The following is a 24,019-nucleotide window of genomic DNA, read 5'->3' as shown; positions in this document are numbered from 1 at the left end:
ATAAATTTTTCTTAAAATTGCTATTTTATATTTTGTTCTTATCTGATATTGATTATAATTTATAGCACAGCGAGCAATTGTTTTAAATTATTAATTAATAGAGGTTTTATATGAAAAATAAAAAAATAAGGATTAATTTAAATTTAAAAAGAAAAAGCGGTATTTTGCTTAACATAAGCTCTTTGCCATCTAAATATGGCATTGGAGATTTGGGCAAGGGAGCTTATAAATTTATAGATTTTTTGTTTGCATCTTCGCAAAGTTATTGGCAAATGTTTGCTTATTCTCCTATTGATTTTACAAGATCCCCTCCTTATTCAATTTTTTCGGCTTTTGCTGGCAATGTTTATTATATTGATCTAGAAGCCCTTGACAAATTTATAGATTCGGATTTGAATCTTTTAAAGGAAAATGAAACTAGATACTCTGATTTAAAAAAATTAAGCTTTAAAGATAAATTTCTTAAAGAAGCTGCTTTAAATTTTATTAATAGAGCTTCGGTTGATGAGGTTAGAAGTTTTGAAAAATTTAAAAAAAAGTCTTCTTATTGGCTTTTAGATTTTGCAAGTTTTGTTGCATTTAAAGAATATTTTTTAAAAGAATCAAAGGATGCTTTTAATGTGCTTTTTAATAGAGGAATTCTTAAAAGAAATGAAAAAGACTTATTTAAATTGAGAAATATTCTTTCAAAAGAGATTAAAATACAAGAGGTATTGCAATATTTCTTTTTTTCACAGTTTCAAGCTTTAAAACGCTATGCAAATGATAAGGGAATTGAGCTAGTTATGAACGTACCTCTTTTTATAGCGTATGATTCTGCTGATGTTTGGGCACATCAAAAATATTTTAAGTTGAGATTTGATGCAAGCAAAGATAAGGTTGCAGGAATTTCTCCAAATTATTTTTTAGAACAAGAGCAAGCTTGGGATAATCCAGCTTATAGCTGGAATGTTTTAAAGAAAGTTAAGTATGAATGGTGGGTAAAAAGGATCGGGATTTTAAGAAAGTATGTAGATGTAATTAAAATTGATCATTTTAGAGGTTTTGTTTCTACTTGGGAAGTTAGTGTTGGTGAGGTTTATGCTTTTAATGGATTGTGGGTAAAGTCACCGGGACGAGATTTTTTTAATTTTATTTTAAGTGAAATTAAAGATTTAAAAATTTGGGTTGAAGATTTTGAAGATGATCTTGAAGATGTTTCAAGACTAAGAGATTTTTTTAATTTTCCAGGAATGAGAATAATGAAGTTTGCCTTTGATTTTGATTCGAGCAATCAGAATCTTCCTCATAATTATATTAAAAATTGTATAGTTTACACAGGAATTAATGATAATGATACAATACGAGAATTTGTTGACTCTTTAGATGATTTGCATAAAAAGTATATTTTTGATTATTTAAATACAAATGAAGATTTTGTTGTTTGGGACATGATAAGAAGTGTTATGAGCAGTGTTTCTGACAATGTAATAGTACCAATGCAAGATTATATTAATTTAGGAGTAAGAGATGAATTTAGGACAAAACCCCCAAAAAGCACTTTAAATAGTTGGATTTTTAGATTATTAGAAAGTGATTTAGATACTACTTTGAGTAAAAATATAAGTTTTATTACAAGGCTTTATGGCAGAGCTTAAGATTTTTAAGAGGAAATTATGTTATAAAATTTCAACATTTTTGAATTTAATTGAGATTCAATTTTTCAAATAAAAATCATTATTATTTAATATTTTTTGATTTGCAAGTATCATATATTAATGTATATGAAAATTTTTATCTATTGGATAGTTATTTTCTCCTTTTTTGTTTTTAAAGTTTTTAGTACATATGCATTAACTGATGAAGAATTTTTTAAAAAATATAGTTTATTTTTTGTCCATAAAGGATTTTTGAGTAAAAACATTAATGGAAAAATAACTAAAGTTCAAGTTAACGGGATAGATTCCAGGTGGATTTACCCTTTTCATAAGCCTGCTCCTAGTCGAATTACTTCTATTTATGAAGATGTTTATTCTTCAAATTCATTGTTGACTACAAGCAATAATCTATACGTTTCTTATGATTATTCAAAAAATTTTAGAAAATTAGTGGGAATTAACAAATTTAACAGTAGTGCATATATTACATCAAGTGCCTTTTCTCAAGGAGAGTATAAGCGTATTGCTATTGGAACTGCGATTCATGGCATTTATATTAGTGTTAATGGAGCTGTTAGTTTTAAAAATTTAAATAGTTTGATTCCACAAATTTATTTAGGTGCAGGGTATTACGACATTATTAGTGCTGTTGAATTTTCAAAAGAAGATATAAATAATTTATATTTTTCTTCTGGAGTTTATGGAGATATTTTTTTAATTAGTCAAAAAAGTGGATTTATGAAAAAAATTTCTTTTCCTTTTAAAAAACAAATAATACGTATTTTAGATTTGTCTAGCAAGAATATGGAAAAAATTTTGGTGAGAACGTATGACAATCATTTTTATTCTTATTTTAATGGGCAATGGGTATTTATTGGAAAATTATCTTTACAAGATCAAGATTTTTTTGAAAAATCACAAAGGATGCAGCTTGCTAAAAATAAAGGGTCTATTTATTTAACAGCATATACATTGCGTAATAACAAGGCAGTTGATAAAAGATTTAAATTTATTAAAGATTCAGGTATGAACGCTGTTGTAATTGATTTTAAAGATGATAATGGTAATTTAACTTATTCTAGTAAACTTTCTTTGCCCAATAAGTTGGGATCTTCTAAAAACTTGATTGATGTTTCTTATATCCTTAAAAAAGCTAGAGAACTTGGAATTTATGTTATTGCTAGATGTGTTGTATTTAAAGATGCAAAATTGTATCATTATGACAATTTTAAGCATGCTCTTTGGAATAAAAGGACCAATAAACCTTGGGCCCATTTTATTAAAAACGTTGATTCTAACGGTCTTGTAAAACATGTGCAAGTAGAGCATTGGGTAGATATTTTTTCTCCTTCTACTTGGGAGTACAACATTTCTATTGCAAAAGAAATACAATCTTTTGGAGTTAATGAAATACAATTCGATTATATTAGATTCCCATCAGATGGTCCTGTATCTCTTGCAACTTCAAGAATAAATAAGTATGAGATGCAACCCGTTGATGCTCTTGAATCTTTTTTGATTATGGCAAGAGAACAGCTTCATATTCCTATTTCTGTTGATATTTATGGGTACAATGGTTGGTTTCCTACTAATAGTATTGGGCAAAATATTGCAATGTTATCAGATTATGTTGACGTTATATCCCCTATGTTTTATCCTTCACATTATACTAATGATTTTTTGTCGAGCAATTCTTATTATACAAAAAGAGCTTATAGAATTTATAAAGAGGGAAGCGATAGAGCATTTATGTTTTCTTTAGATGGGGTTGTCATTAGACCTTATGTACAAGCTTTTTTGTTGGGAAAAGAAAAGTTTGTGGATGACGAGATTTATTTGAAGTATTTAAAGTTTCAGCTTAAAGGGGTCAAAGAGTCATTGAGTAGTGGCTTTAGTCTTTGGAACGCATCTAATGTTTATTATATGGTTAAAGGTAGTTTAAAAGAATATTTAGATTTTTTTTAAATACTGTTTCTTGTAAAGGAGATTTATTTGGAACATTTAATTCAATTTTTTTATGTAGGATTTGGTATTTTTTTATTGTATCTTGGTGGTGATTTACTTTTAAAAAGTTCAGTTGGCATTGCTAATTATTTAAAAGTTCCAACACTTTTAATAGGAGTTACAATAGTATCTTTTTCAACAAGTGCTCCAGAGCTTTTTACAAGTTTAGTGGCGGCTTTTAAGGGTAAAAATGAAATTGTTGTTTCTAATGTGATTGGCAGTAATATTATTAATATGTTACTTGCTCTGCCTTTAGCAGGATTCTTTTTAAGAATTAAGGCAGATTATAAAAGACTTAAACTTTCTTTTATGTTTTTGTTTTTATTAATGTTTCTTCTTTTGTTGCTTTCATTTGATTTTAGATCTTACTCTTTTTTTGCAACACCTTATAATCGTTTCAGCTCATTGAGTATTTTAATTTTGTTTTTATCCTATCTGTTCTTTTTTTATAAAGAAGAAAAAGCGCATGCTGGCTTTGAAAATTCTTTTCATGAAGGTGCAAACAATTTAAATCAGAGTTTAAATTTCATATTTTTAAATACGTTAAGCTTTTTTATTAGTATGTATTTTCTTTATTTGGGGTCGAAATTATTAGTGGATGGGGCTCTTTATATTGCTAATAATGTTTTTAATGTTAGTGAAAAGTTGATTGGGATTATAGTTGTGGCTTTTGGAACAAGTGTTCCCGAGCTTGTTGTATCTCTTTTTGCAATAATTAAAAAAGAATCAGACATTGCATTTGGGAATATTATTGGTAGCAATATTTTTAATATTGGATTTATTTTAGCTAGTAGTAGTTTTTTCAGTCCTATCTTATTGAAAGATATTTATATTTTAGATTTTAGTATAATGGTGTTTATAACTTTAGTTTTATTCTTAGTGGTTAAATTTAAAGGAGTTTTTAGTAGAGGTATTTCTTTAATTTTTCTGCTTTTATATATTTTGTATAATTTAATGCTGTTTAACTTTTATTGATTATGTAATCTTAATTTTAGCTTGTTTAATATATTTTTATGTAATATGCTTTATTATTTTAATGTAATATAAGGGAACAATATGAAAAAATTACCAGAAATTTTTTATATGAGTAGCAAAGAAGTAGATATTTTAATTTCTCAATTAGGAATATCTTCTGATACCCAAAAATCAATTTTGAAAACGATTTTGTCTTATAAAAAGGATGCCATAGATTACTCTTCTTTTATAGAAGAGCATTCTGTAAAAATACGAGGTTTAAAAGGGGAGCTTGATTTTTTATTTCGCAAACTTTATGAAGTTAAAAGAGGAATAATTACTAATAAAATAGCAACGGATGGAGAATTTTTGCCAGATAGCATAATTTTGACCGATGAAGCTAGTTATGATTTTTATTATTATTCTATTGACGATTTATTTTTGAAAACTTATATAGGAATAGAGCTTTTTAGTTCTCTGCTTACTGTTAAGAATATAGAATCTAGTTTATTGGTTTTTCGAAATGAATTTATAGCTATTGCAGATTCAGATATTAACTACAAATTTTTTGAAATAAAATCACAACTGAAAGAAATATTGGTTTGGAAATCATTAATAATTCCATCGAGCAGGGCTTTATATTTTATTGAGTTTGTTAAAAAGATATTTTTTAATATTGCTTCTAATAATATTGTAAAAGATGTTTTCGTTAGAGTAAAAGGATTAAAGCTTGGTGATTATGAAAGGGCTTTAGAAGAAGGTAAGAATGTTATTGGCGCTATTTCTAAGATTCTCTCTGGCATTATTGAAATTAAGGATGAAGTTCTTGGCAAGAAAGGAATCACTTTTTCAAAAAATTATTTTGTTTTTTTGGATTTTCTTAATCTTTTTATTAAAAATGAAAAAGACTTAGAAGAGCTTAAGGCTGTAGAAGCTATTAAAATTGATGAATCTTTAAAAGCAATTGAAAAGACTTTGGAGTTTAAGAAAGGTCCAATTGATACAGGAGAGTTTTTTAGTATTCTAAAAGTTTATTCTGAAGGTCTAAACGATCCTGAAAATTTTTTATTAGTTGCTAATACGTACTTCTTTGAATCTAAAATTCATGATATTTTGCCAAAAATATTTCAAGTAAAAGAAAATTTTTATTTGTACAAACCTTTTGCATATGAATTTTTTCTAGAAGAATATGAAAAGGTTTTACAATTTCTTAATAGTGAATTGAGAGTTAAGATATTTAAAATTCTTAGTTTTGGAGATGATCCTTCTTCTATTTTCACAGAAGAAGGTTTAGAAGAAGTTATCAATAGATTAGTAGTATCTCGGTATATTATGAACGAGTATTGTTTAAAAAATAAAGTCAAATTTCTTGACCTTATTGTTTCTCATTACAGAAGAATTTATAAAACACAAAGTGTTCAAGTTCATATTAAAGATTTAATTAAAGTTGAAGCAGCGAAATATTTTAAGAATAGTAATGAGTTGCTACCTTTATATAAAATATATAAACTTGATTTGTATTCACTTTTGAATGCTGCTTATAAAGATTTGAGTTTGTTTAAAAGAATTGTTTTGTTTTTGACAGGTAAGCATCAAAGTTATAAAGAGGCTTTATCCAGATTGGATTTTAGAGCTGGTTTGAATAGAAGTGGAAGTGGTCTTTTTGATTCAAACGAAAGAGTTAAAAGACAATTGGAAAAAATTAGAAGACAAAGAGAGGAAATAAAAGCACAAGTTAGAAATTCTTTTCCCAAAAAAGGCACAACGCCTAAGCAGGCAGTAAATAAGAACTATACAAAACAGGAACAAGACGAAGCATGGGTCAAATTTGGGGATAGAATACAAAAAAAATAGTGTTTATAAGTAAGTGGATTTATTTGTTAAAATAAATCCCTTGGCTTTCTTGCTGTATTTTTTGAAGTTTGACATTCTGCATAATGTTTTATTTTTCCATTTTCAAATTTTGATTTCATTACAATTTTTCCCCCCCATCGACTTATTAGTTCTTTTGAACCCATTCTTTGCGCGTTTTTAGAAATTTTTGCCATTTTAAAGCTCCTTTTGATGGATTTTTATTGTATAATAAAATCTATCAAAATAAAGTTGATTTATCAAGGAATTTATTCATGTTATTTATAATATTTTTTGTCAGTGCTTCTCTTTTTTCAAAAGAAGTTTACTATAGGTTTGCAGATTATTCTGTTAATTACAACATAGTAGGTAAATATGAGATTACAAAAGAAGAGTCTGAGGAAGAGTATGGATACAAATTTACTTATGATCGCAATAATAATCTTATTTTAGTTGATTATATTGGTAAGCTTAGCATTTTAATGCCTTCTTTTTTTAATGCAAACCAAATTAAAATAGAAAGATCCAGGCACAGTGAAAGGCGCATATTTTTAAATAGGGGACTTGCTTTTAAAAATAACAATGGTGTTTACATTGAACATATAGAGTACATGAGTGATGGCAGGATTAAAAATATTTTTAATTACAATAGATCCAATGAAATGGTTAGGGATAGATATGACGTTTCTTATTATCATTTTTTATACGATAATGAGAGAGAGTTTAGTGTTTACAGATTTAATGAGTCAGGAATTCAAATTAAAGATTTAAATAATGTGTATTTTACAAAGATTACTTATGATCATGGCAAATTTGTTAAAACGGTTTTGTATTACGATGAGAATGGTTACATTGTAAGATCAAAAAATGGTACTTGTGGGTTTAGATTGACTTATGATGCTAATCATAATCTTATTAAAGAGGAATTTCTTGATAATTCAGCTTACGTTGCTTCAAATCCATTCTCAGTAGCTACTAAAATATATCATTATGATGTTGATGGAAAAGTTATTGAGATTTTAAATTATGATATTAATAATAACTTAACTCCTGATGAAAATAATGTAGCAATCTATCGTTATGAATATTATTTTAAAGACAAAGATTGTTATTATAAAGAATATAATTATGACAATAATAATAATTTAACAATCAGTCAAAACGGTTATGCCATGAAGAAAACCATTCTTTATATTCAAAATAATGAAAAAAGGATAATAAACTATAGTAATAAAATTAATAAAAACTATAATAGAGATATTCCAACTGTTTATGAGGAAAAGTATGAAATAATGGATAATTTCAAAGGAATTGCTATTTATAGTTATAAATATGATGATAACTTTTATCTAATAGAAAATATTTTTTTTGATAAAAATTTTAACTTAATAGCTGATGTTAAAGGTGTGATGATTTACAGGTACTCTTACGACAAAGAAGGATTTTTGATTGCTCAAGAACATTTTGGTGGGGATTTTGTTAATCCAATAGATAATTTTGAAGGAGTTTCAAAGTATAAATTTAGTTACGATTCTAATGGCAATATGATTTCAAAGAAAAATTTTTCTAAGGATGGGGTTTTGGTTGCTGATTGTAATTTTGTTTTTGAATATTTATATGAATATGATAAACAAAATAGGCTTATTTCCCAAAAAAATTTTGGCAGCTTAGGACAATTGCAGGACGATATTCATGGAGTTAGTGTTTATAAATATGAGTACAATAAATTTGGAAAAATATCAAAACAGTCAAATCATGGTCCGGATTTAAGATTAAGAGATGATGTTGGGGGATTTTCAATTTATAAGTGGATTTATGATGCTAGGGGCAATTTAATAGATTTTCAAAAATTTGACTCTTTAGGTACTTTAATCTAAGTATTTTTTGTTCTCATATTTTCCTATATTACATAGTAATTCATAATTACTTCTTTTAGAAAACTTACTCATTTTATCTATACTTAATTTTTCTGATACAATTTCTACTTTTGAACCCGTTTTAACTTTTAAGTCTTTGGGGATTTCTACTATTGTTATATTCATGCAAACTTTTCCTCTTATTTTACATTTTTTGTTGTTTATTAGAAAATAAAAATTATTATTTATATTTTGAGGTATTCCATCAAAATATCCAATTGGAATAATGCCCACTTTCATATCCTTTTTGGCTTGAAATATACCCGAATATGAAATTTTTTCACCCTTTTTTACATTTTGAATAAATATTACTTTTGAAAATAAATTTAATACGGGTTTAAAATTTAGAATAGTTTTTTTGTTTTTTGGAAATGGGGAATAACCGTAAAGAATAAGGCCTGGTCTTACCATATTAAATTGTGGGTTTAATTTGTAGTTGAGAATATGGCCTGAATTAGAAATATGAACAAATTTTGGATTTATGTTTTTTTGTTTAAGTGTTTCCAAAAAGAATAAGAATTGTTCTATTTGTTTTTGTGTGGTTTTAAAGTTTTCTGTTGTTGGGAGGTGTGAGCAGACTCCTTCTAGTTCTAGAAATTTTGAATTTTGAATATATGTGGCTATTTCAAGGGCACTATCTATTTTTATTCCATATCTATTCATACCAATATCAATTTTTAAGTGAACTTTTATTTTCTTTTTTTGTAATGCACATTCTTTTTCTATTAAAAATAGATATTCAAAATCAGCAACAAATGGTAATAATTCAAGTTTAATCAAATTTTTAATTTCTTTTTTATCCACTTTAATATACATCAATATTTTTATACTTTTATCAATTTTTTTAAGTTTTTTGGCATCTTCAATATTGGAAAGTCCAAAATAATTTATTTTTTTTGATTTTAAAAATTTAAAGATATTAATAAGTCCGTGGCCATATGCGTCGGCTTTTAAGGTAGCCACTATTTCTTTTTCACCAATTTTATTTTTAATTAAATTTAAGTTATGCTCTAAATTATTTAAATTTATTATTATTGTTTTGTTGCTGATCATTGTTTTATTATCATATATTTAGCTTTCTTAGAGAAGTAAAAATCTTTTTTTCTATTAATTTGTGATTTATTTTATGATGGGTATTGGGAATTTTTTTATTTGGTTGCTTTTAAAATGTAATCTCAATTTTTTTTGGAAATCGTTATATATTTTAGGGTTAATTCTAATTTCATATCTTTTAGTTTCTTTATTTATATTATTTTCTACTGTTATTTTTGCTAAAATATAATGCCAATTGTTATCCTTGTAATATTCTGCAATTGTTTTTGAGAGAGATTCGGGTTTTAATGTGCCAAATGAATAGGCGTCTTTTGAAAGCTCTTTTTTTGATTGTTGCTTTCCACTAGTGAGGATGCTTATATTATTAATAAAATTTCCTTTATCTGGAGTTAAAAATTCTAATTTTGTAATTTTATATTTCCTAGAAGCTTCGTTTGATAGGTCAAACGAAATAATAGCAGAAGATCCAATTTTTGAAAATACATTTATAAATGAATAGCTAACCCCAACGAGTTCTTTTATTGGGGCTCCATTCAAATCTACTAATTCCATGTAAGGCTGACTAACGGCAATATCGACAGATGCAAGTAAAAAACTTTGTTTTAGTTTTTTAATTTTTGTTTTTATATTTTCTTTTACAATATAATTTTCATTCTCGAAGATATTAATTTCGTTTTGAGAAAAAATATTTTTAGCTAGAGAAATAATTATTACAGTTAAAATAAATTTTTTAATGATCATACAATATTTCCTTTTGTTTATATTTATATATCTTCAAATAAATCTCCATTTGTTTCTTTTAAGATGGGATTTTCTTTTAATACTTCTTTTATAAAGTCAATAATTAATTTTGAATTAAGAGAAATTTTATAAATTTCAGTTTTTTGAGTAATCTTGTTTTTAACGGTTAAATTTGCAAGCATATAATTCCAATGACCATTTTGATATGTTAATTGAAAAGCTTTTCTAAGTTCTTCGTCCATCAAGATTCCAAATGGATATGCAGTAACATATCCTTCTTCTTGTGAATTTTCAACAACTAGAAGAGGATTTTTAAGTTCTAGGTTGGAACCAGCTGTGATAAGTTTAATATCCTCAATTTCATATTCTTTGTCTCCATTTTTAGTTGTTTCAAAAAGTATTAATAGTGATGTGAAACTACTATATTCATCATTCATTTTTATAGGAGATAGTATATAAGAATATCCAAATTTGTTTTTAAATTCTGGCATTGCTTGTCCATATTCATCTAAGATTGTCATTGCCTTTGTTTTTATCCAAGTTACGTCACGATTTTCATTTACTACTGGCAATTTTTTATTCAAAATTTTGCCTGATAGTAAATGTAATTTTCCATCGTTTAAGGGCAATTTTTCATTGCTTATTGGTTTTCCAATTTTGCCGTCTTGTTGTACAGGTTGTGGCTTTTTAAAAAAAGCGCAACCCAGCATTAACATAAGCACTGCCATTAATTTTAAACGTTTATGTATTCTAAATAGCATTATATCTTCTTCCTTTATACCATTTATGATTTTTATTGAGAGGTGATTAAAATCATATCATATTAAATTGTAATAATGATATAGAATACTTATGCCAAAGTCAAGTTGCTTTTTAATAGTTTTATTCTTTAAGAATTATATTTGTAATCTTACAATAAAGGTATTTCTGCTGCTAAAAAATGAATTATTCCTATAATGATTGATATAATGCCAATTAACTGTTGATTATTTTCAAGTATTGATTGAAATTTGCCATATTTGTTATTATTTTGAACTTCTGTAGGCAATTTTTGTTTTAAAAACAAGATAAATCCAATTAAAAATAAACTTATAGCTGGAATTAAATTTCCAATTATTGGCAATTTGTAGGGTTTAATTATTTCAAGTGTACTAGTTATTAAAAATAATAATCCAAAAATGTTTTTTACCTTTTTGTTATCGTTTATTAAATTTACAAAATCTTCAAAAATTTTCAAAAATTTTATTTTTTCTATTAATATTGGGAATGCAAGTATTATTCCCCCTAAGATGTTAAGCAAAACAGACATGAAGTATATTTGCATCATATTTTATCCCCTAATTTTTATTCTTTTACTATAAAAAACATTATTATTACCAGTGCTTTTTAGTATTATACTTAATAAACTTTCATTTTGATAGATTATATTAGCATATGTTGTAAAGTTTTTATTGCTTATATAAAGCATATTGCTTTCAATTAATCTGTTATCCAGGTAAATATCTAGCTTAGCTTTTCCCAGGTTAGAGATTTTTTTCGTTTTTATGTTTATTTTTAGGGATAATTTGCCTTTGTCTTGCTTGTAGCTTATTATCATTTTGACATTGTCTTTATTATTTTCGTAATTTTGAACTCTAGGAATTAAAAAAAATTTAAAAAATAAAAGAATTATAACAAAGATTATTCCAATAATGACATGTTTTTTCAATTTTTTTTGGTATTTAATTTCTATTTGTTGATTGCAATCAATCTTTTTCATTAGATTTGCAAATTTAACCTTTTATAATTATAGCTTTAATAACGTATTTAAGTTCCACCAGTAAACACTAACACCAGTTTTTCCGCCATAAAGTATGCTAAGTATTCCATCTTTAGATAAACTTTCAGAGAGAAATATTAAATTCGAAGGCTCAATTAAAGCTATTTGGTCTTTAATTAAACCTTTGTTGTCTAATTTCCATATTAAATTATTAGATAAATTTTTCATATTAGTAGATGCTATTATTTTATCTTTTTGTATTTTTATAATGTTGATAAAGCTTTCTTGTTTATCATCTAATAAGTTTTTAGGAAGAGCAATTTTACTTATTACTTCCAGTTCTTTGTTTTTTTTTAAACTCATTTTATAGATATATTGATCTTTAATTTTAATTCCAAGATCGTTTATGTTTTCATTATCACCAATGTTTTCATAGTAAGTGATCTTTACATAAAGAGTTTTTTTGTTAACTTCAAAAAAAACCTTGTCTATTGAAATATTGTATTTTTTATTTTGGTTGTCTACCATATTTAGTAGGTTGTTATTAACGTAAATTTTATAAAGCGGAGAAAATTCTTTATTATAAGAATATACTATATAGCCTTCGCTATATATTGATATTATTGCAATGTTTCCATTTTCATCAACGTTAACATCGTAAATTTGCGGAAATGGCGTGCCGTTTAAACCTTCCTGGCCCAAAACTTCTACAGACGAGTTTTTGTTTAATATTAGTATTCTCATAAAGTAGGCAATATTTTCTTTTTGATTGAACTTTGATTTTTTATTATTTAGCTTATCTGCAACAATAATAAAATCTTTTAGCGGATATATTGCTTGGATTCCTTCAAAATCTATTTTTTTTATTTTTAAATCGGGGTTTGTTTTAAATATTCCATTTTGATAAGTTTGTATTAGTTTTCCGTATGAGTTAAAAATCATTAATTTATTTGTTTTTATTTCTGCAATGTATACTAGTCCATTGTATGTTTTGATATCAAATTTTGAATTTGTAAATTTGTCATCCAAAGGCATTATTGCGCCAGGAAGTGTTCCAAATGGTATTTTGAATTGTTCTTCTCCCAGTTCGTTTAAAGTTTTAGTGTTACATGATATAATTGCAAAAAATAAGCTGAATGTAAAAGTTTTATAGTGCTTTTTCATATTTTTATATTATTATTTAAAATGACTTTAAGTCAATTATTTAGGAGAATTAATACCTACCATGTTAAAAGCAGTACTTGAGACAACCATTGGCTCAAAAAGTAAAAGAGATTTAAAAGATTATCTTCCAACGTTAAGAAATATTAATAAACTTGAGCGTTGGGCATTATTGTTAAAAGATGAAGATTTTTCAAAAGAGACTGAAAAGCTTAAAAATGAATTAAAATCGGGGAATTCTTTAGAAAATATTTTAGAGCGAGCTTTTACTCTTTCTAGAGAAGCTGCTAGAAGGCGTCTTAAAGAAAGGCCTTATGATGTTCAAATCATTGCAGGACTTGCTCTTCACAAAGGTAAAATAATAGAGATGAAAACAGGAGAAGGAAAAACCCTCTCATCAGTTCAAGCAGCTTATTTGAATAGTTTGACAGGAGATGGGGTTATCATTGTTACTGTTAATGATTACCTTGCTGAGCGTGATTCCAATTGGATGAAGCCGGTTTTTGATCTTTTGGGTGTCAGTGTGGGGGTTGTTCTATCTAATATGGATTATGAGCTAAGAAAGGCTCAATATGCCAAAGATATTACTTATGTTACAAATAATGAACTTGGATTTGATTACTTAAGAGATAATATGCGTTATGACTTGAATGAAAAGTCTTTAAGAAAGTTCAATTATTGTATTATTGATGAGATCGATTCTATTTTGATCGATGAGGCAAGAACCCCTTTAATTATTTCGGGGCCTACTGATGGCAACACCAATGCTTATCTTGAGGTTAATTCTCTTGTATCTTTTTTAAAAGAGTGTTCCAAGGATTCCAAAACAGGTGATTATCCTTTAGAAATAGATGATCTTGATGGTGATTATACTGTTGATGAAAAATCCAAAAGAATTTCTTTTACTGCCAAAGGACTTAATAATCTTGAACAGCTTTTAATCTCTAAAGGCATTATTAGTGGGTCTATGTATACCGATTCAAATTTTAATTATGTTCATTATATGACTCAAGCCTTGAAAGCGCATTTACTTTTTTTAAAAAATAGAGAATATATTGTTGGTGATTCTGGTGTTGAGATTGTAGATGAATTTACTGGTCGAGTTTTAACAGGGCGAAGATATTCTGATGGACTTCATCAAGCTATTGAGGCTAAAGAAGGAGTTAGAGTTGCTAATGAAAATAAGACCATGGCAACCATTACTTTTCAAAATCTATTTAGAATGTTTGATAAAATTTCTGGCATGACGGGTACAGCTGATACAGAAGCTAAGGAGTTTCATAAAATATATAATCTTGATGTAGTTGTAGTTCCAACAAATAGATTGTTAGCTCGAATAGATGAGGATGATACTATTTATTATACGGAAGAATTTAAGTTTAATGCAATTACAGATGAGGTTTATAAAACTTACAAAAAGGGGCAACCGGTTTTAGTGGGAACTGTTTCTATTGAAAAATCTGAGATTTTATCAGCTATGTTTAAAGATAGAGGGATTAAGCATGAGGTTCTTAATGCAAAAAATCATTCTCGAGAAGCATTTATTATTGCTGAAGCTGGAGCAAAACACGCAGTTACAATAGCAACAAATATGGCTGGTCGTGGTACTGATATTAAACTTGGAGGCAATATTGAACACAGGGTTAGAAAAAAAATTGGAACCAATGTAAGCCTTGAAGAATTTCAAGAGGCTGTTAAAAATGAAAGAGAAAATTATTTAAAAGATTATAATGAGGTTAAAAGTCTTGGGGGGCTTTACGTTATTGGTAGTGAACGCCACGAATCAAGGCGAATAGACAATCAACTTCGTGGGCGTAGCGGAAGACAAGGTGATCCTGGGCGTTCAAGATTTTATGTTTCGCTTGAAGATGATTTAATGCGTCTTTTTGCTGGAGACAACCTAAGGTCATTAATGGGCAAGCTTGGAATGGCAACGGGAGAGCCTATTACGCATTCTCTTTTAACTAAATCTTTAATTAATGCCCAAAAAAGAGTAGAAGACAGAAATTTTGAAATTAGAAAACATTTGTTAGAGTATGACGATGTTATTACAAAGCAGAGAGATTTTATTTATGCCCAGAGAAATTCTATTCTTGAAGATACAGCTATTAAGGATCGTATTCTTATTGCTTTAGAAGAATATCTTAGTTTTTTGCTTGAGGGGACAAAAGGCGGCTCAGTTTCAAATGTTTTTTTAAATGAAGTAAATTTAATTTTTGCCTATATGCTTGAAAGTCTTGGCCCTATTGAAAATATTAATTCTCTCGACTTAAAGGCTAAGTTAATGCAAATAGCAAAGGCTAATTTAGACGAGAAGGAAAATTTAATTGGTAGAGATCTTTTTAATGGATTTTTAAGATATGAATATTTGAAAAATATTGATTTTAAATTCCAAGAGCATCTTGCAAATTTAGACTCTTTAAGAGAGGCTGTTTATCTAAGGTCTTATGCTAATAAAAATCCAATTACAGAGTACAAAGAAGAGGGGTTTTCTATATTTAGCGAGCTTATTAAAGATATTAAAGTTTCTACCATAAGGCGAGTTCTTCAGTTAAAATTGGATAGTAATCCTTCTGATTTTAAGTCAGTAAAGAAGTCTAAAAATCTTAATTCAATCCACAAAGAGCTTTCAGAAATTGTTATTAATGAAAATAAAAACGTTTCTAACGTTCAAGTGGTTAGAAGTTCCCCTAAAATAGGTAGAAATGAGCCTTGTTATTGTGGAAGTGGAAAGAAGTATAAAAATTGTCATGGTAAAAGTTAAAACGGGAGGTTTTTATGTTTAAATTGCCAGAACTTGGTTATAATTATGATGCTGTTGAGCCTTATATTGATGCTAAAACTATGGAAATTCATCATAGTAAGCATCATAACGGTTTTGTAATGAACTTGAATTCTATTTTGGAAAAAATGGGAAAAAGCCATTTAAAAGATGTGTCAGACATATTGAAAAATATTCATGATTTTCCAAATGAATTTCAAACTCCAATAAGGAATAATGCTGGGGGCTATTCGAACCATACTTTGTATTTTAGAACTTTAAAGCCAGGAAATAAGAATAATCTTTTAGAAAAGTTTGCAAATGATGTTAATACAACTTTTGGAGGTCTAGATGTTCTTAAGGCTAGCTTGAAAGATACTGCGATGAAAATTTTTGGAAGTGGTTGGGCATGGTTAGTATTGTGTCCTGACAGTGGACTTAAAGTGATTTCAATGCCTAATCAGGATAGTCCTATAATGATGTCTTATAAGCCAATTTTGGGTATTGATGTTTGGGAGCATGCTTATTATCTTAAATATCAAAATAGAAGAATTGAATATGTTGATGCCTTTTTAAAGGCTTTAAATTGGGAAGAAGTTTCTAAAATTTATAATGAAGCTAACAATTAGCTTTTATTTTAAAATGTTAAGTAACTTATTTTAAGTCATTTTTAAAATTTTCTTTTTCTATGTCGTTAAAGTATTCTACTGTTCCTACTTTTAATTCATAAGTTGCATTTTTGTCAGATACTATGATTGCATTTTTATGCAATTGAAGTGCGCTAATTGTCCACATATGATTAACACCTTTTTCAATAGCATGCTTTAATGCTCTTGCTTTGTTATGTCCATTTACTATTATTAAAATTTCTTGTGAATCCAAAATTGTTCCAATTCCAACAGTTAGCGCACTTTTGGGAACTTTGTCCACATTGCCTTCAAAAAATCTTGAATTAGCAATGATTGTATCTTGGGTTAAAGTTTTGATTCTTGTTCTTGATGTTAAAGAGGAGCCCGGTTCGTTAAAAGCAATGTGACCGTCAGGTCCGATTCCACCTACAAAAAGCATGATCCCCCCCAAAGATTTGATTTTTTTTTCATACTCTTCACATTCTTTTTTGAGATTTAAAGCATTTCCATTTAGTATATTTATATTTTCTTTTTTAATATCAATGTGAGAAAAAAAATTTTCCCACATAAATGAATGGTAACTTTTAGGATGATTTTCTTCAATTCCTATGTATTCATCCATGTTGAAAGTTATGACATTTTGAAATGAAATTTTTTTATCTTTATTTAATTTAATTAAATTTTTGTACATGCCGATTGGAGAGCTGCCTGTTGGAAGTCCAAGGACAAACGGCTTTTCTTTTGTTGGAGAAAATTCTTTAATTTTTTGTGCTACATGATTGGCTGCCCACTTTGATATGTCTTCATACGTAGGTCTGATTATTAGTCTCATTGTGATCTCCTTAAAATGGTTTAAAGTTAGAGATTGTTAAAAATTATTTTAGATTCTATCATTGTTAATTTTAGGTTAAAATCTTTATCTAAAACATTGATGTTTGCATCATATCCATGGCATATTAACCCTTTGTTATCAATATTGAGAATTCTTGTTGGATTATAGGAGCTTGCTTGAACAGCATCACTTAAGCTGTATCCGAATTCTACTAAATTTTTAAGACCTTGTATCATTGTAAGTGTTGATCCAGCTATTGTGTTGCTTTTTACGCTGTGGAATAATCCATCTTCTGCAATATAAACTTCATCTCCGTTTGCAATTAATTTTCCAGAAGTTTGAAAATTCGGAGTAAGTCCATCAGTTACAAGCACTATTTTACTTATATCCTTAAGCTTTCTAAGCATTAAAACTAATTTTGGGTGTATATGATGACCATCTGCAATAATTTCACAAGAAACATCACCGTGTATTAATACCGCTCCTATTGCATTTGGATTTCTGTGGTCAAGCTTTGACATTGCGTTGAAAAAATGGGTTGTGTGAAGTATTCCAACTTGAAATCCTTCGATCATATTTTCATATTTTGCGTTTGTGTGTCCTGCTTGAAGGTTTATATTATTTTCAAGGCAAAATATTGCAAGCTCTCTCATGCCTTTAAGCTCAGGAGCAACAGTCATTGTACTTATGTGTGTTTTTTTTTTACCGTTTGATCCTGTAAATATTCCACCAGCTGCGTCTATTAGTTTTTGCATAACTTTAATACTAGGTTCGTGAAGATAAGAAACAGGGTGTGCGCCTCTTTTTTCAGGGGAGAAAAATGGCCCTTCAAGGTGAAGCCCTAGAATCTTAGATCCCTTTTCTTTGCCAATTGCTGCTGTGCAAGCTTTTATTGTTTGAATCATTTCGTCTATTGGTCTTGGATAAAGAGTTGGTAAAAATCCTACTACACCGTATTGTGCTAAATGCTCTGACATTTTAAGTATTGATTCTGTTGAACATTGATCTGTACCGTAACCGTGAAATCCATGAATATGATTGTCGTAAAGTCCAGGAGTTATATAATTGCCTTTTGTATCAATCATTTGGTATTCTCCTAGATCCATTTTTTTAAGCCTGTCAGATGTAACAATATCAAAAATTTTATTATCTTTAATTAGGACTGCTGAATTATCCAGTTTGTCATTTCCAGTTAAAACGGATTTTGAGTTGAATAAGCAAAAATTTGGCATTTTCATGTTCCTTTTAATTTATTTTACTATAAATATTAATCTTTTTAAAAGATTTTGCTTTTTAAAATTTTTATTTTAAAGCTTTTGGATGTTTTGAAGCTTATGTTTTATTTTCAATTTTATTAATGGTATAATGTGCTCTGGAGGGCATTATTATGGCGTCAGGATTTTTTGTTCCTGGACTTGAGAGCAAATATAATACTAAAGAAATTCGTGAATCCATGCTGAAGCCCGATAAGGCCAAAATTGATTCTTCTTCTAAGAAACTTAAATCTTTAGAGCAAGAAAAAAGTGCTTGGCTTTCAATTAATAGGAAAATTTCTACTTTAAATTCTCTTGCAAAAGAAATTACATCACTTAACAGTCCTTTTAATCTAATGTCAGGAAATTCTAGCAATAGCGAAATTTTAACTCTGTCTACTCGATATGGATCCAAGAATGAAACTCACAAGTTAATTGTTGATCAAATATCGTCAGCTGATGTGTTTCTGTCTTCAAACTTTGATCCTAAAAAAATTACAATTCCAGAGGGTGATTATATATTTTTAGTTGGCAAGAAAGAAATTAATGTAAAAAGTAATGGTAACATTGATTTACTTGTTAAGGATATTAATAACAAGGGAAAGGGCTTTTTATCTGCAAAAATAGTAAAAAGTGATAAAAACGGGAATAGTCGTTTTATTTTAGAATCCTTGAAGGAAGGTAAAGATAATAAACTTATTATCAAAGGGGAAGGATTGTCTTTTGCCAAGCAAATTGGCATTTTAAGTGAGCTGAAAACCAATTTTAATCCGATTCTTTCAAATATTGTTGTAAATCAATCTAGTAGTAATAATAGGCTTGCTTTTGAAAATAATAACCTTGTTTTAAATCCACTTTCAGAGATATCGATTGAAATTCCTGAAGATATTGAAATTACATCTAGGAGTAAAATTAAATTTGAAGTTAAGTATTTTGATACAGGCTTGGAAGAGCCTGATAGTAAAATTATTTTTAATCCCGGAGAAGCTACATTTAAGGATGCAAAAGTTGACAGTGAAGATAGTGTGGTTGACCTTGGATCTGATTTAAAAACTCCTTTGGAAAAAAAATATATTCAAATGAATATGGTTAAAATATCTAGCAAGGAAGGTTCTTTAGAGCTTCCCTTAATAAATATTTCGAATAACTTTGAGGAAGTTGAAGTTGATATTGGAGCTCTTTCTAATCTAGAAGAAATAAATATTGAAAATAAAGCAAATAATAAAGTAATTGTGATTAGTAATGTCGAAGTTTTTGATCCAAAAAATAGAGATGGGCATTTGCCAATAAATGCTAAAAGTTTTGCTGAGAATGCAAAAATTAAATTTGATGGAGTAGATGTTGAGAGGGATTCAAATGTTATTAATGATTTAGTTCCGAATGTAACATTAAGTCTAAAAAAAGCTTCAAGTGATGTGGTTGAGGCCAAAGTTGAACCCGATTATGAAGGGATTAAGAGAGTTCTTTTAGATTTTATTGGCGCTTATAATGAAGTTCTTGCTGAGATTAATATTGTAAGTTCCAATGAAGATCAATTTGATAATCAAAAGTCTAATATAGTTGAAGAACTGACTTATCTTAGTGAGTCTCAAAAAGAAGAGGCTTATAAAAATTTAGGCATTCTAAGATCTGAATTTTTATTAAAAAATCTTAAATCTAGACTAGAATCAATAATTTTTAAGCCTTATGTTACTAGTGATCCTAATTTTTCAATAATTAATCAGATGGGAGTGTTTACTAATTCTATTTCTTCTTCTGGTGGGCTTTCTAGATATTTGAGACTTGATGAGAAAAAGTTTGATGAATCAATTCGCAATAACATCGATAATGTTAGAGAACTTTTTTTATTTGACCTAAATGGTGACAGAGTATATGATAATGGGATTGCCAAAATGCTAGGAGATTGTTTGTCGCCTCTTGTGACTTCTGGAGGAGTTATTTATAATAAAATAAAAAATTACGACTTAAAAATTGTTAATCAAAAAAATAAAGTTGAAGATTATAAAAAGAAGTACGATGATAGAGAGAGAAAAGTAGAAGGCGAGCTTAATACCTTAGATTTTACCGTTAAGCGCATGAAAGATCAGGAAAATACATTAAAGGCTTTTGATTTTAATCAAAGAAATAGATAAAATGATTATTTTTACTGCTATTTTTAATGCTATTGCTATCTGTGTTTCTTTTTTTTAATTTTTTGTGCTATTCTTTTTAAAAGGCGAAAGGATTTGCCGAAAATAAATAATTAAACTTTATCATGGAGGAATGATATATGATTATAAATCATAATACATCAGCTATTAATGCTTCAAGAAATAATGGTATTAATGCTGCTAATCTTAGTAAAACTCAAGAGAAGCTTTCTAGTGGGTACAGAATTAATCGAGCTTCTGATGATGCTGCTGGTATGGGGGTTTCTGGTAAAATTAATGCTCAAATAAGAGGTTTATCACAAGCTTCTAGAAACACTTCAAAAGCTATCAATTTTATTCAGACAACAGAAGGGAATTTGAATGAAGTAGAAAAAGTTTTAGTAAGAATGAAAGAATTAGCAGTTCAATCAGGTAACGGCACATATTCAGACTCAGACAGAGGTTCTATACAGATTGAAATAGAGCAACTTACAGACGAAATTAATAGAATTGCTGATCAAGCTCAATATAACCAAATGCACATGTTGTCAAACAAATCTGCTGCTCAAAATGTAAAAACAGCTGAAGAGCTTGGAATGCAACCTGCAAAAATTAACACACCAGCATCACTTTCAGGATCTCAGGCTTCTTGGACCTTAAGAGTTCACGTGGGAGCAAATCAAGATGAGGCGATTGCTGTAAATATTTATGCAGCTAATGTTGCAAATCTGTTTTCTGGTGAGGGAGCTCAAACTGCTCAGGCTACACCTGTTCAAGAAGGTGCTCAACAGGAAGGAGCTCAACAACCAGCACCTGCTACAGCACCTTCTCAAGGTGGAGTTAATTCTCCTGTTAATGTTACAACTACAGTTGATGCTAATACATCACTTGCTAAGATAGAAAATGCTATTAGAATGATAAGCGATCAAAGAGCAAATTTAGGTGCTTTCCAAAATAGACTTGAATCTATAAAGGATAGTACTGAGTATGCTATTGAAAATCTTAAAGCATCTTATGCTCAAATAAAAGATGCTACAATGACAGATGAGGTTGTAGCAGCTACAACTAATAGTATTTTAACACAATCTGCAATGGCAATGATTGCGCAAGCTAATCAAGTTCCCCAATATGTTTTGTCACTGCTTAGATAAAATTTTAATGTAATTAGTATAAATTATTACCAAAAGATCCTTTAAGGGATCTTTTGGTTTTTTATTGCGGATCGGCAAAAATTTAATAATTTTAGTATAATTTATAATAATGTGTTATAAAGTATAATGCAGGCTTATTGAGGAGTTTGCTTTGAGTAGGGTTACTGTTAAAATTAAAGATTGTTATAAAGTATTTTCTTATTATGTTGACAAAAAGCAGATAAGTCAAGCTATAAAAGACTATGAAGGCGGCAAAGATAGAATGCAAATTTACAAAGAATCTTCTATTTTTATTGCAAATGCCAATATTAATCTTAATGTTTATGAAAATGAAATTTTAGTTATTATGGGCATGTCAGGTTGTGGCAAGTCTACTTTAGTTCGATGCTTAAATGGTATTTACAAAATAGATTCAGGATCTATTTTGGTAAATAACATGGAAATGAATGCTATAAATCGAAAAGATCTTTCTAATTTAAGAAAAGATAAATTTGCAATGGTTTTTCAAAACTTTGGACTTTTCCCTCATATGAATGTATTGAGAAATGTTACTTATGGACTTGAGGTTAAGCATGTTCCCAGGAAGATTAGGGAAGAGCGCGCTATTGAGGTATTAAATCTTGTGGGGCTTGAAGATTCAAAATATAAGTATATTAATGAACTTTCTGGAGGGATGAAACAAAGAGTTGGAATAGCAAGAGCATTGGTGGTTAATCCAGATATTCTTTTAATGGATGAAGCTTTTTCGGCACTTGATCCTTTAATTAAAGGAGAAATGCAGGAAGAACTTTTAAGGTTGGTAGCTAAGCTTAAAAAAACAGTTGTGTTTATTACTCACGATTTAATCGAAGCTTTTAAATTAGGTCATAGAATTGCTTTTATGAGAGATGGAAAAATTATTCAAGTTGGCAAACCTTTGGAGATTTTAACCAATCCTAGTACGGATTTTATATCTAATTTTATTAAAAATTTGCCTGTTTTAAATATTTTAAAAATAAAAGATATTTTAAAAGATGATTTTGATTTAAACTCCGGTAGTGATAATGATTTAAATGTTGTTATTAAATATCAAGATGAAAATTTTAGTTTATACAATAAAGTTCTTAATAAAAGATATGATAATCTTATATCTTTAAATTTAGAGCTAAATGATGAAATAAAAAAAATTGTTGAATATTTAAATAAGCAAGATTATTTAATAATAAAAGAAAGAGGAAGTATTGTCGGATATATTAATTTAAATGAAATTTCCGATTTATTGTCAAGATAGGAATTTATGAGTAAAGATTTTTTTATATTAAAAATAGATAATTTTTTTGATTTTTTGGTTGATAATTTTTCAATTTCTGATGGGGTAGGTTTTTCTAAAAGTATAATTTTTTTATATGAAAATTTAAAAGATTTATTTCTTTTTGTTAATCCTATTCTTTTTATTTTGATTGTATGCCTGTTAAGTTTTGTTTTCTTGAAAAAAAGATTAATATTTTTGATTTTGCCCGGATTCTTTTTTATTTTGTATTTTAATCTTTGGGAGGCTTCAATGGATACAATCGCTATTATATTTGTTTCTGTTTTTGTTTCTGTTATTTTGGGAATTCCTATAGGTATTTTTGGGGGATATTTCCCAAGATTTTATGTTTTTTTAAAACCTATTCTAGATTTAATGCAAGCTATGCCTCCATTTATTTATTTGATTCCCGCTATTCCTTTTTTTGGAATGGGTACAGCTTCTGCTATTTTTGCTACAATAATTTTTGCTATGCCTCCTGTTATTAGATATACAAGGTTGGGAATTGTTCAAGTCTCAGATGAAGTAATAGAAGCGGCCAAGTCTTTTGGCAGTAGTAATTTACGTATTCTTTTGCAGGTTCAGCTTCCTCTTTCTCTTCAGAGTATAATTGAAGGTATTAATCAGTCAATAATGATGGCGATATCTATGATAGTAATTGCTGCAATGGTTGGATCGTCCGGTTTGGGTAGGACTGTGATTTACTCTATAGAAAGATTAAATTTTGGTGAAGGGTTAATATCTGGATTAGCAGTTGTTATTATAGCTATTATTTTAGATAGGATTATGCAGTCTATCTTTATTAAATTTAGTTATTTGAATACAGATCATTATGGAGGAAAGAGAGAAAATAAATTTAAAAGATTTTTAGAAATATATAATAAATAAATGGAGGATATT

General features: G+C 28.2%; 20 protein-coding genes. 11 read left to right on the top strand and 9 right to left on the bottom strand.

The annotated features are described in order from the left end of the window. Nucleotides 1-110: 110 nt before the first annotated feature. The 4 genes from malQ to BVAVS116_RS00780 all read left to right on the top strand — a co-directional run bounded on the left by malQ (nt 111) and on the right by BVAVS116_RS00780 (nt 6,449). Nucleotides 111-1,637: a 4-alpha-glucanotransferase gene (gene malQ, locus BVAVS116_RS00795; RefSeq protein WP_006068716.1), complete on the top strand. Its 1,527-nt coding sequence runs from the start codon at nt 111-113 to the stop codon at nt 1,635-1,637. Nucleotides 1,638-1,757: 120 nt separating this feature from the next. Continuing rightward, on the top strand, nt 1,758-3,602 hold the full coding sequence (locus tag BVAVS116_RS00790) for a putative glycoside hydrolase (protein ID WP_006068836.1): 1,845 nt from the start codon (nt 1,758-1,760) through the stop codon (nt 3,600-3,602). 27 nt (nt 3,603-3,629) lie between these two features. After that, on the top strand, nt 3,630-4,616 hold the full coding sequence (locus BVAVS116_RS00785; RefSeq protein WP_006068993.1) for a calcium/sodium antiporter: 987 nt from the start codon (nt 3,630-3,632) through the stop codon (nt 4,614-4,616). 81 nt (nt 4,617-4,697) lie between these two features. Continuing rightward, nucleotides 4,698-6,449: a hypothetical protein gene (locus BVAVS116_RS00780; RefSeq protein ID WP_006068516.1), complete on the top strand. Its 1,752-nt coding sequence runs from the start codon at nt 4,698-4,700 to the stop codon at nt 6,447-6,449. A gap of 26 nt (nt 6,450-6,475) precedes the next feature. Here BVAVS116_RS00780 and BVAVS116_RS06370 read toward each other — a convergent pair whose 3' ends face one another. Continuing rightward, nucleotides 6,476-6,643 carry a hypothetical protein gene (locus BVAVS116_RS06370; protein ID WP_006068210.1) on the bottom strand — a complete coding sequence of 56 codons (168 nt, stop codon included), beginning with the start codon at nt 6,641-6,643 and terminating at the stop codon, nt 6,476-6,478. 78 nt (nt 6,644-6,721) lie between these two features. Here BVAVS116_RS06370 and BVAVS116_RS00775 point away from each other — a divergent pair, with 78 nt between their 5' ends. After that, nucleotides 6,722-8,323 (top strand): hypothetical protein, encoded by a 1,602-nt coding sequence (locus BVAVS116_RS00775; protein WP_006068576.1) that lies wholly within the window; start codon nt 6,722-6,724, stop codon nt 8,321-8,323. On the opposite strand, the gene alr is transcribed toward BVAVS116_RS00775, so the two are convergent. From alr to BVAVS116_RS00745, 6 genes are all read right to left on the bottom strand, one after another. Beyond that, nucleotides 8,315-9,433: an alanine racemase gene (gene alr / locus BVAVS116_RS00770; protein ID WP_095456314.1), complete on the bottom strand. Its 1,119-nt coding sequence runs from the start codon at nt 9,431-9,433 to the stop codon at nt 8,315-8,317. The genes BVAVS116_RS00775 and alr overlap by 9 nt on opposite strands. A gap of 48 nt (nt 9,434-9,481) precedes the next feature. Next, on the bottom strand, nt 9,482-10,156 hold the full coding sequence (locus BVAVS116_RS00765) for a S2/P23 family protein (protein ID WP_006068909.1): 675 nt from the start codon (nt 10,154-10,156) through the stop codon (nt 9,482-9,484). A gap of 23 nt (nt 10,157-10,179) precedes the next feature. Continuing rightward, nucleotides 10,180-10,917: a S2/P23 family protein gene (locus BVAVS116_RS00760; RefSeq protein ID WP_006068632.1), complete on the bottom strand. Its 738-nt coding sequence runs from the start codon at nt 10,915-10,917 to the stop codon at nt 10,180-10,182. A 149-nt stretch (nt 10,918-11,066) separates the two neighbouring features. After that, on the bottom strand, nt 11,067-11,483 hold the full coding sequence (locus BVAVS116_RS00755; protein ID WP_006068269.1) for a hypothetical protein: 417 nt from the start codon (nt 11,481-11,483) through the stop codon (nt 11,067-11,069). A gap of 3 nt (nt 11,484-11,486) precedes the next feature. Beyond that, a complete protein-coding gene (locus BVAVS116_RS00750) occupies nt 11,487-11,915 on the bottom strand; it encodes a hypothetical protein (protein WP_006068336.1) in 429 nt (142 codons plus the stop codon). A 27-nt stretch (nt 11,916-11,942) separates the two neighbouring features. Then, nucleotides 11,943-13,079 (bottom strand): LIC_12708 family protein, encoded by a 1,137-nt coding sequence (locus BVAVS116_RS00745; protein ID WP_006068902.1) that lies wholly within the window; start codon nt 13,077-13,079, stop codon nt 11,943-11,945. Nucleotides 13,080-13,140: 61 nt separating this feature from the next. On the opposite strand from BVAVS116_RS00745, the gene secA reads away from it, so the two are divergent. Next, nucleotides 13,141-15,840: a preprotein translocase subunit SecA gene (gene secA / locus BVAVS116_RS00740; protein WP_006068441.1), complete on the top strand. Its 2,700-nt coding sequence runs from the start codon at nt 13,141-13,143 to the stop codon at nt 15,838-15,840. A gap of 14 nt (nt 15,841-15,854) precedes the next feature. After that, complete coding sequence (locus BVAVS116_RS00735; protein WP_006068873.1) at nt 15,855-16,466, top strand: superoxide dismutase; 612 nt, start codon at nt 15,855-15,857, stop codon at nt 16,464-16,466. Nucleotides 16,467-16,491: 25 nt separating this feature from the next. On the opposite strand, the gene nagB is transcribed toward BVAVS116_RS00735, so the two are convergent. Both nagB and nagA read right to left on the bottom strand, forming a co-directional pair. Beyond that, a complete protein-coding gene (gene nagB / locus BVAVS116_RS00730) occupies nt 16,492-17,298 on the bottom strand; it encodes a glucosamine-6-phosphate deaminase (protein WP_006068631.1) in 807 nt (268 codons plus the stop codon). A 26-nt stretch (nt 17,299-17,324) separates the two neighbouring features. Beyond that, nucleotides 17,325-18,530 carry an N-acetylglucosamine-6-phosphate deacetylase gene (gene nagA / locus BVAVS116_RS00725; protein ID WP_006068253.1) on the bottom strand — a complete coding sequence of 402 codons (1,206 nt, stop codon included), beginning with the start codon at nt 18,528-18,530 and terminating at the stop codon, nt 17,325-17,327. Between the two features lie 155 nt (nt 18,531-18,685). Here nagA and fliD point away from each other — a divergent pair, with 155 nt between their 5' ends. The 4 genes from fliD (at nt 18,686) to BVAVS116_RS00705 (ending at nt 24,007) form a co-directional block, all read left to right on the top strand. Further along, nucleotides 18,686-20,683, top strand: coding sequence for a flagellar filament capping protein FliD (gene fliD / locus BVAVS116_RS00720; protein WP_006068846.1), 1,998 nt, complete (start codon nt 18,686-18,688; stop codon nt 20,681-20,683). Nucleotides 20,684-20,820: 137 nt separating this feature from the next. Continuing rightward, entirely contained in the window at nt 20,821-21,831 is a 1,011-nt protein-coding gene (gene flaB, locus BVAVS116_RS00715) for a flagellin FlaB (RefSeq protein WP_006068485.1), read from the top strand. A gap of 151 nt (nt 21,832-21,982) precedes the next feature. Beyond that, entirely contained in the window at nt 21,983-23,101 is a 1,119-nt protein-coding gene (locus BVAVS116_RS00710; protein ID WP_006068232.1) for an ATP-binding cassette domain-containing protein, read from the top strand. Nucleotides 23,102-23,107: 6 nt separating this feature from the next. Then, on the top strand, nt 23,108-24,007 hold the full coding sequence (locus BVAVS116_RS00705) for an ABC transporter permease (RefSeq protein WP_006068358.1): 900 nt from the start codon (nt 23,108-23,110) through the stop codon (nt 24,005-24,007). Nucleotides 24,008-24,019 lie beyond the last annotated feature (12 nt).

The sequence above is a fragment of the Borreliella valaisiana VS116 genome, assembly GCF_000170955.2.
Taxonomy (GTDB): Bacteria; Spirochaetota; Spirochaetia; order Borreliales; family Borreliaceae; genus Borreliella; species Borreliella valaisiana.
The sequence above is the reverse complement of the archived record's forward strand: the minus strand, read 5'-3'. Positions and strand labels throughout refer to the sequence as shown.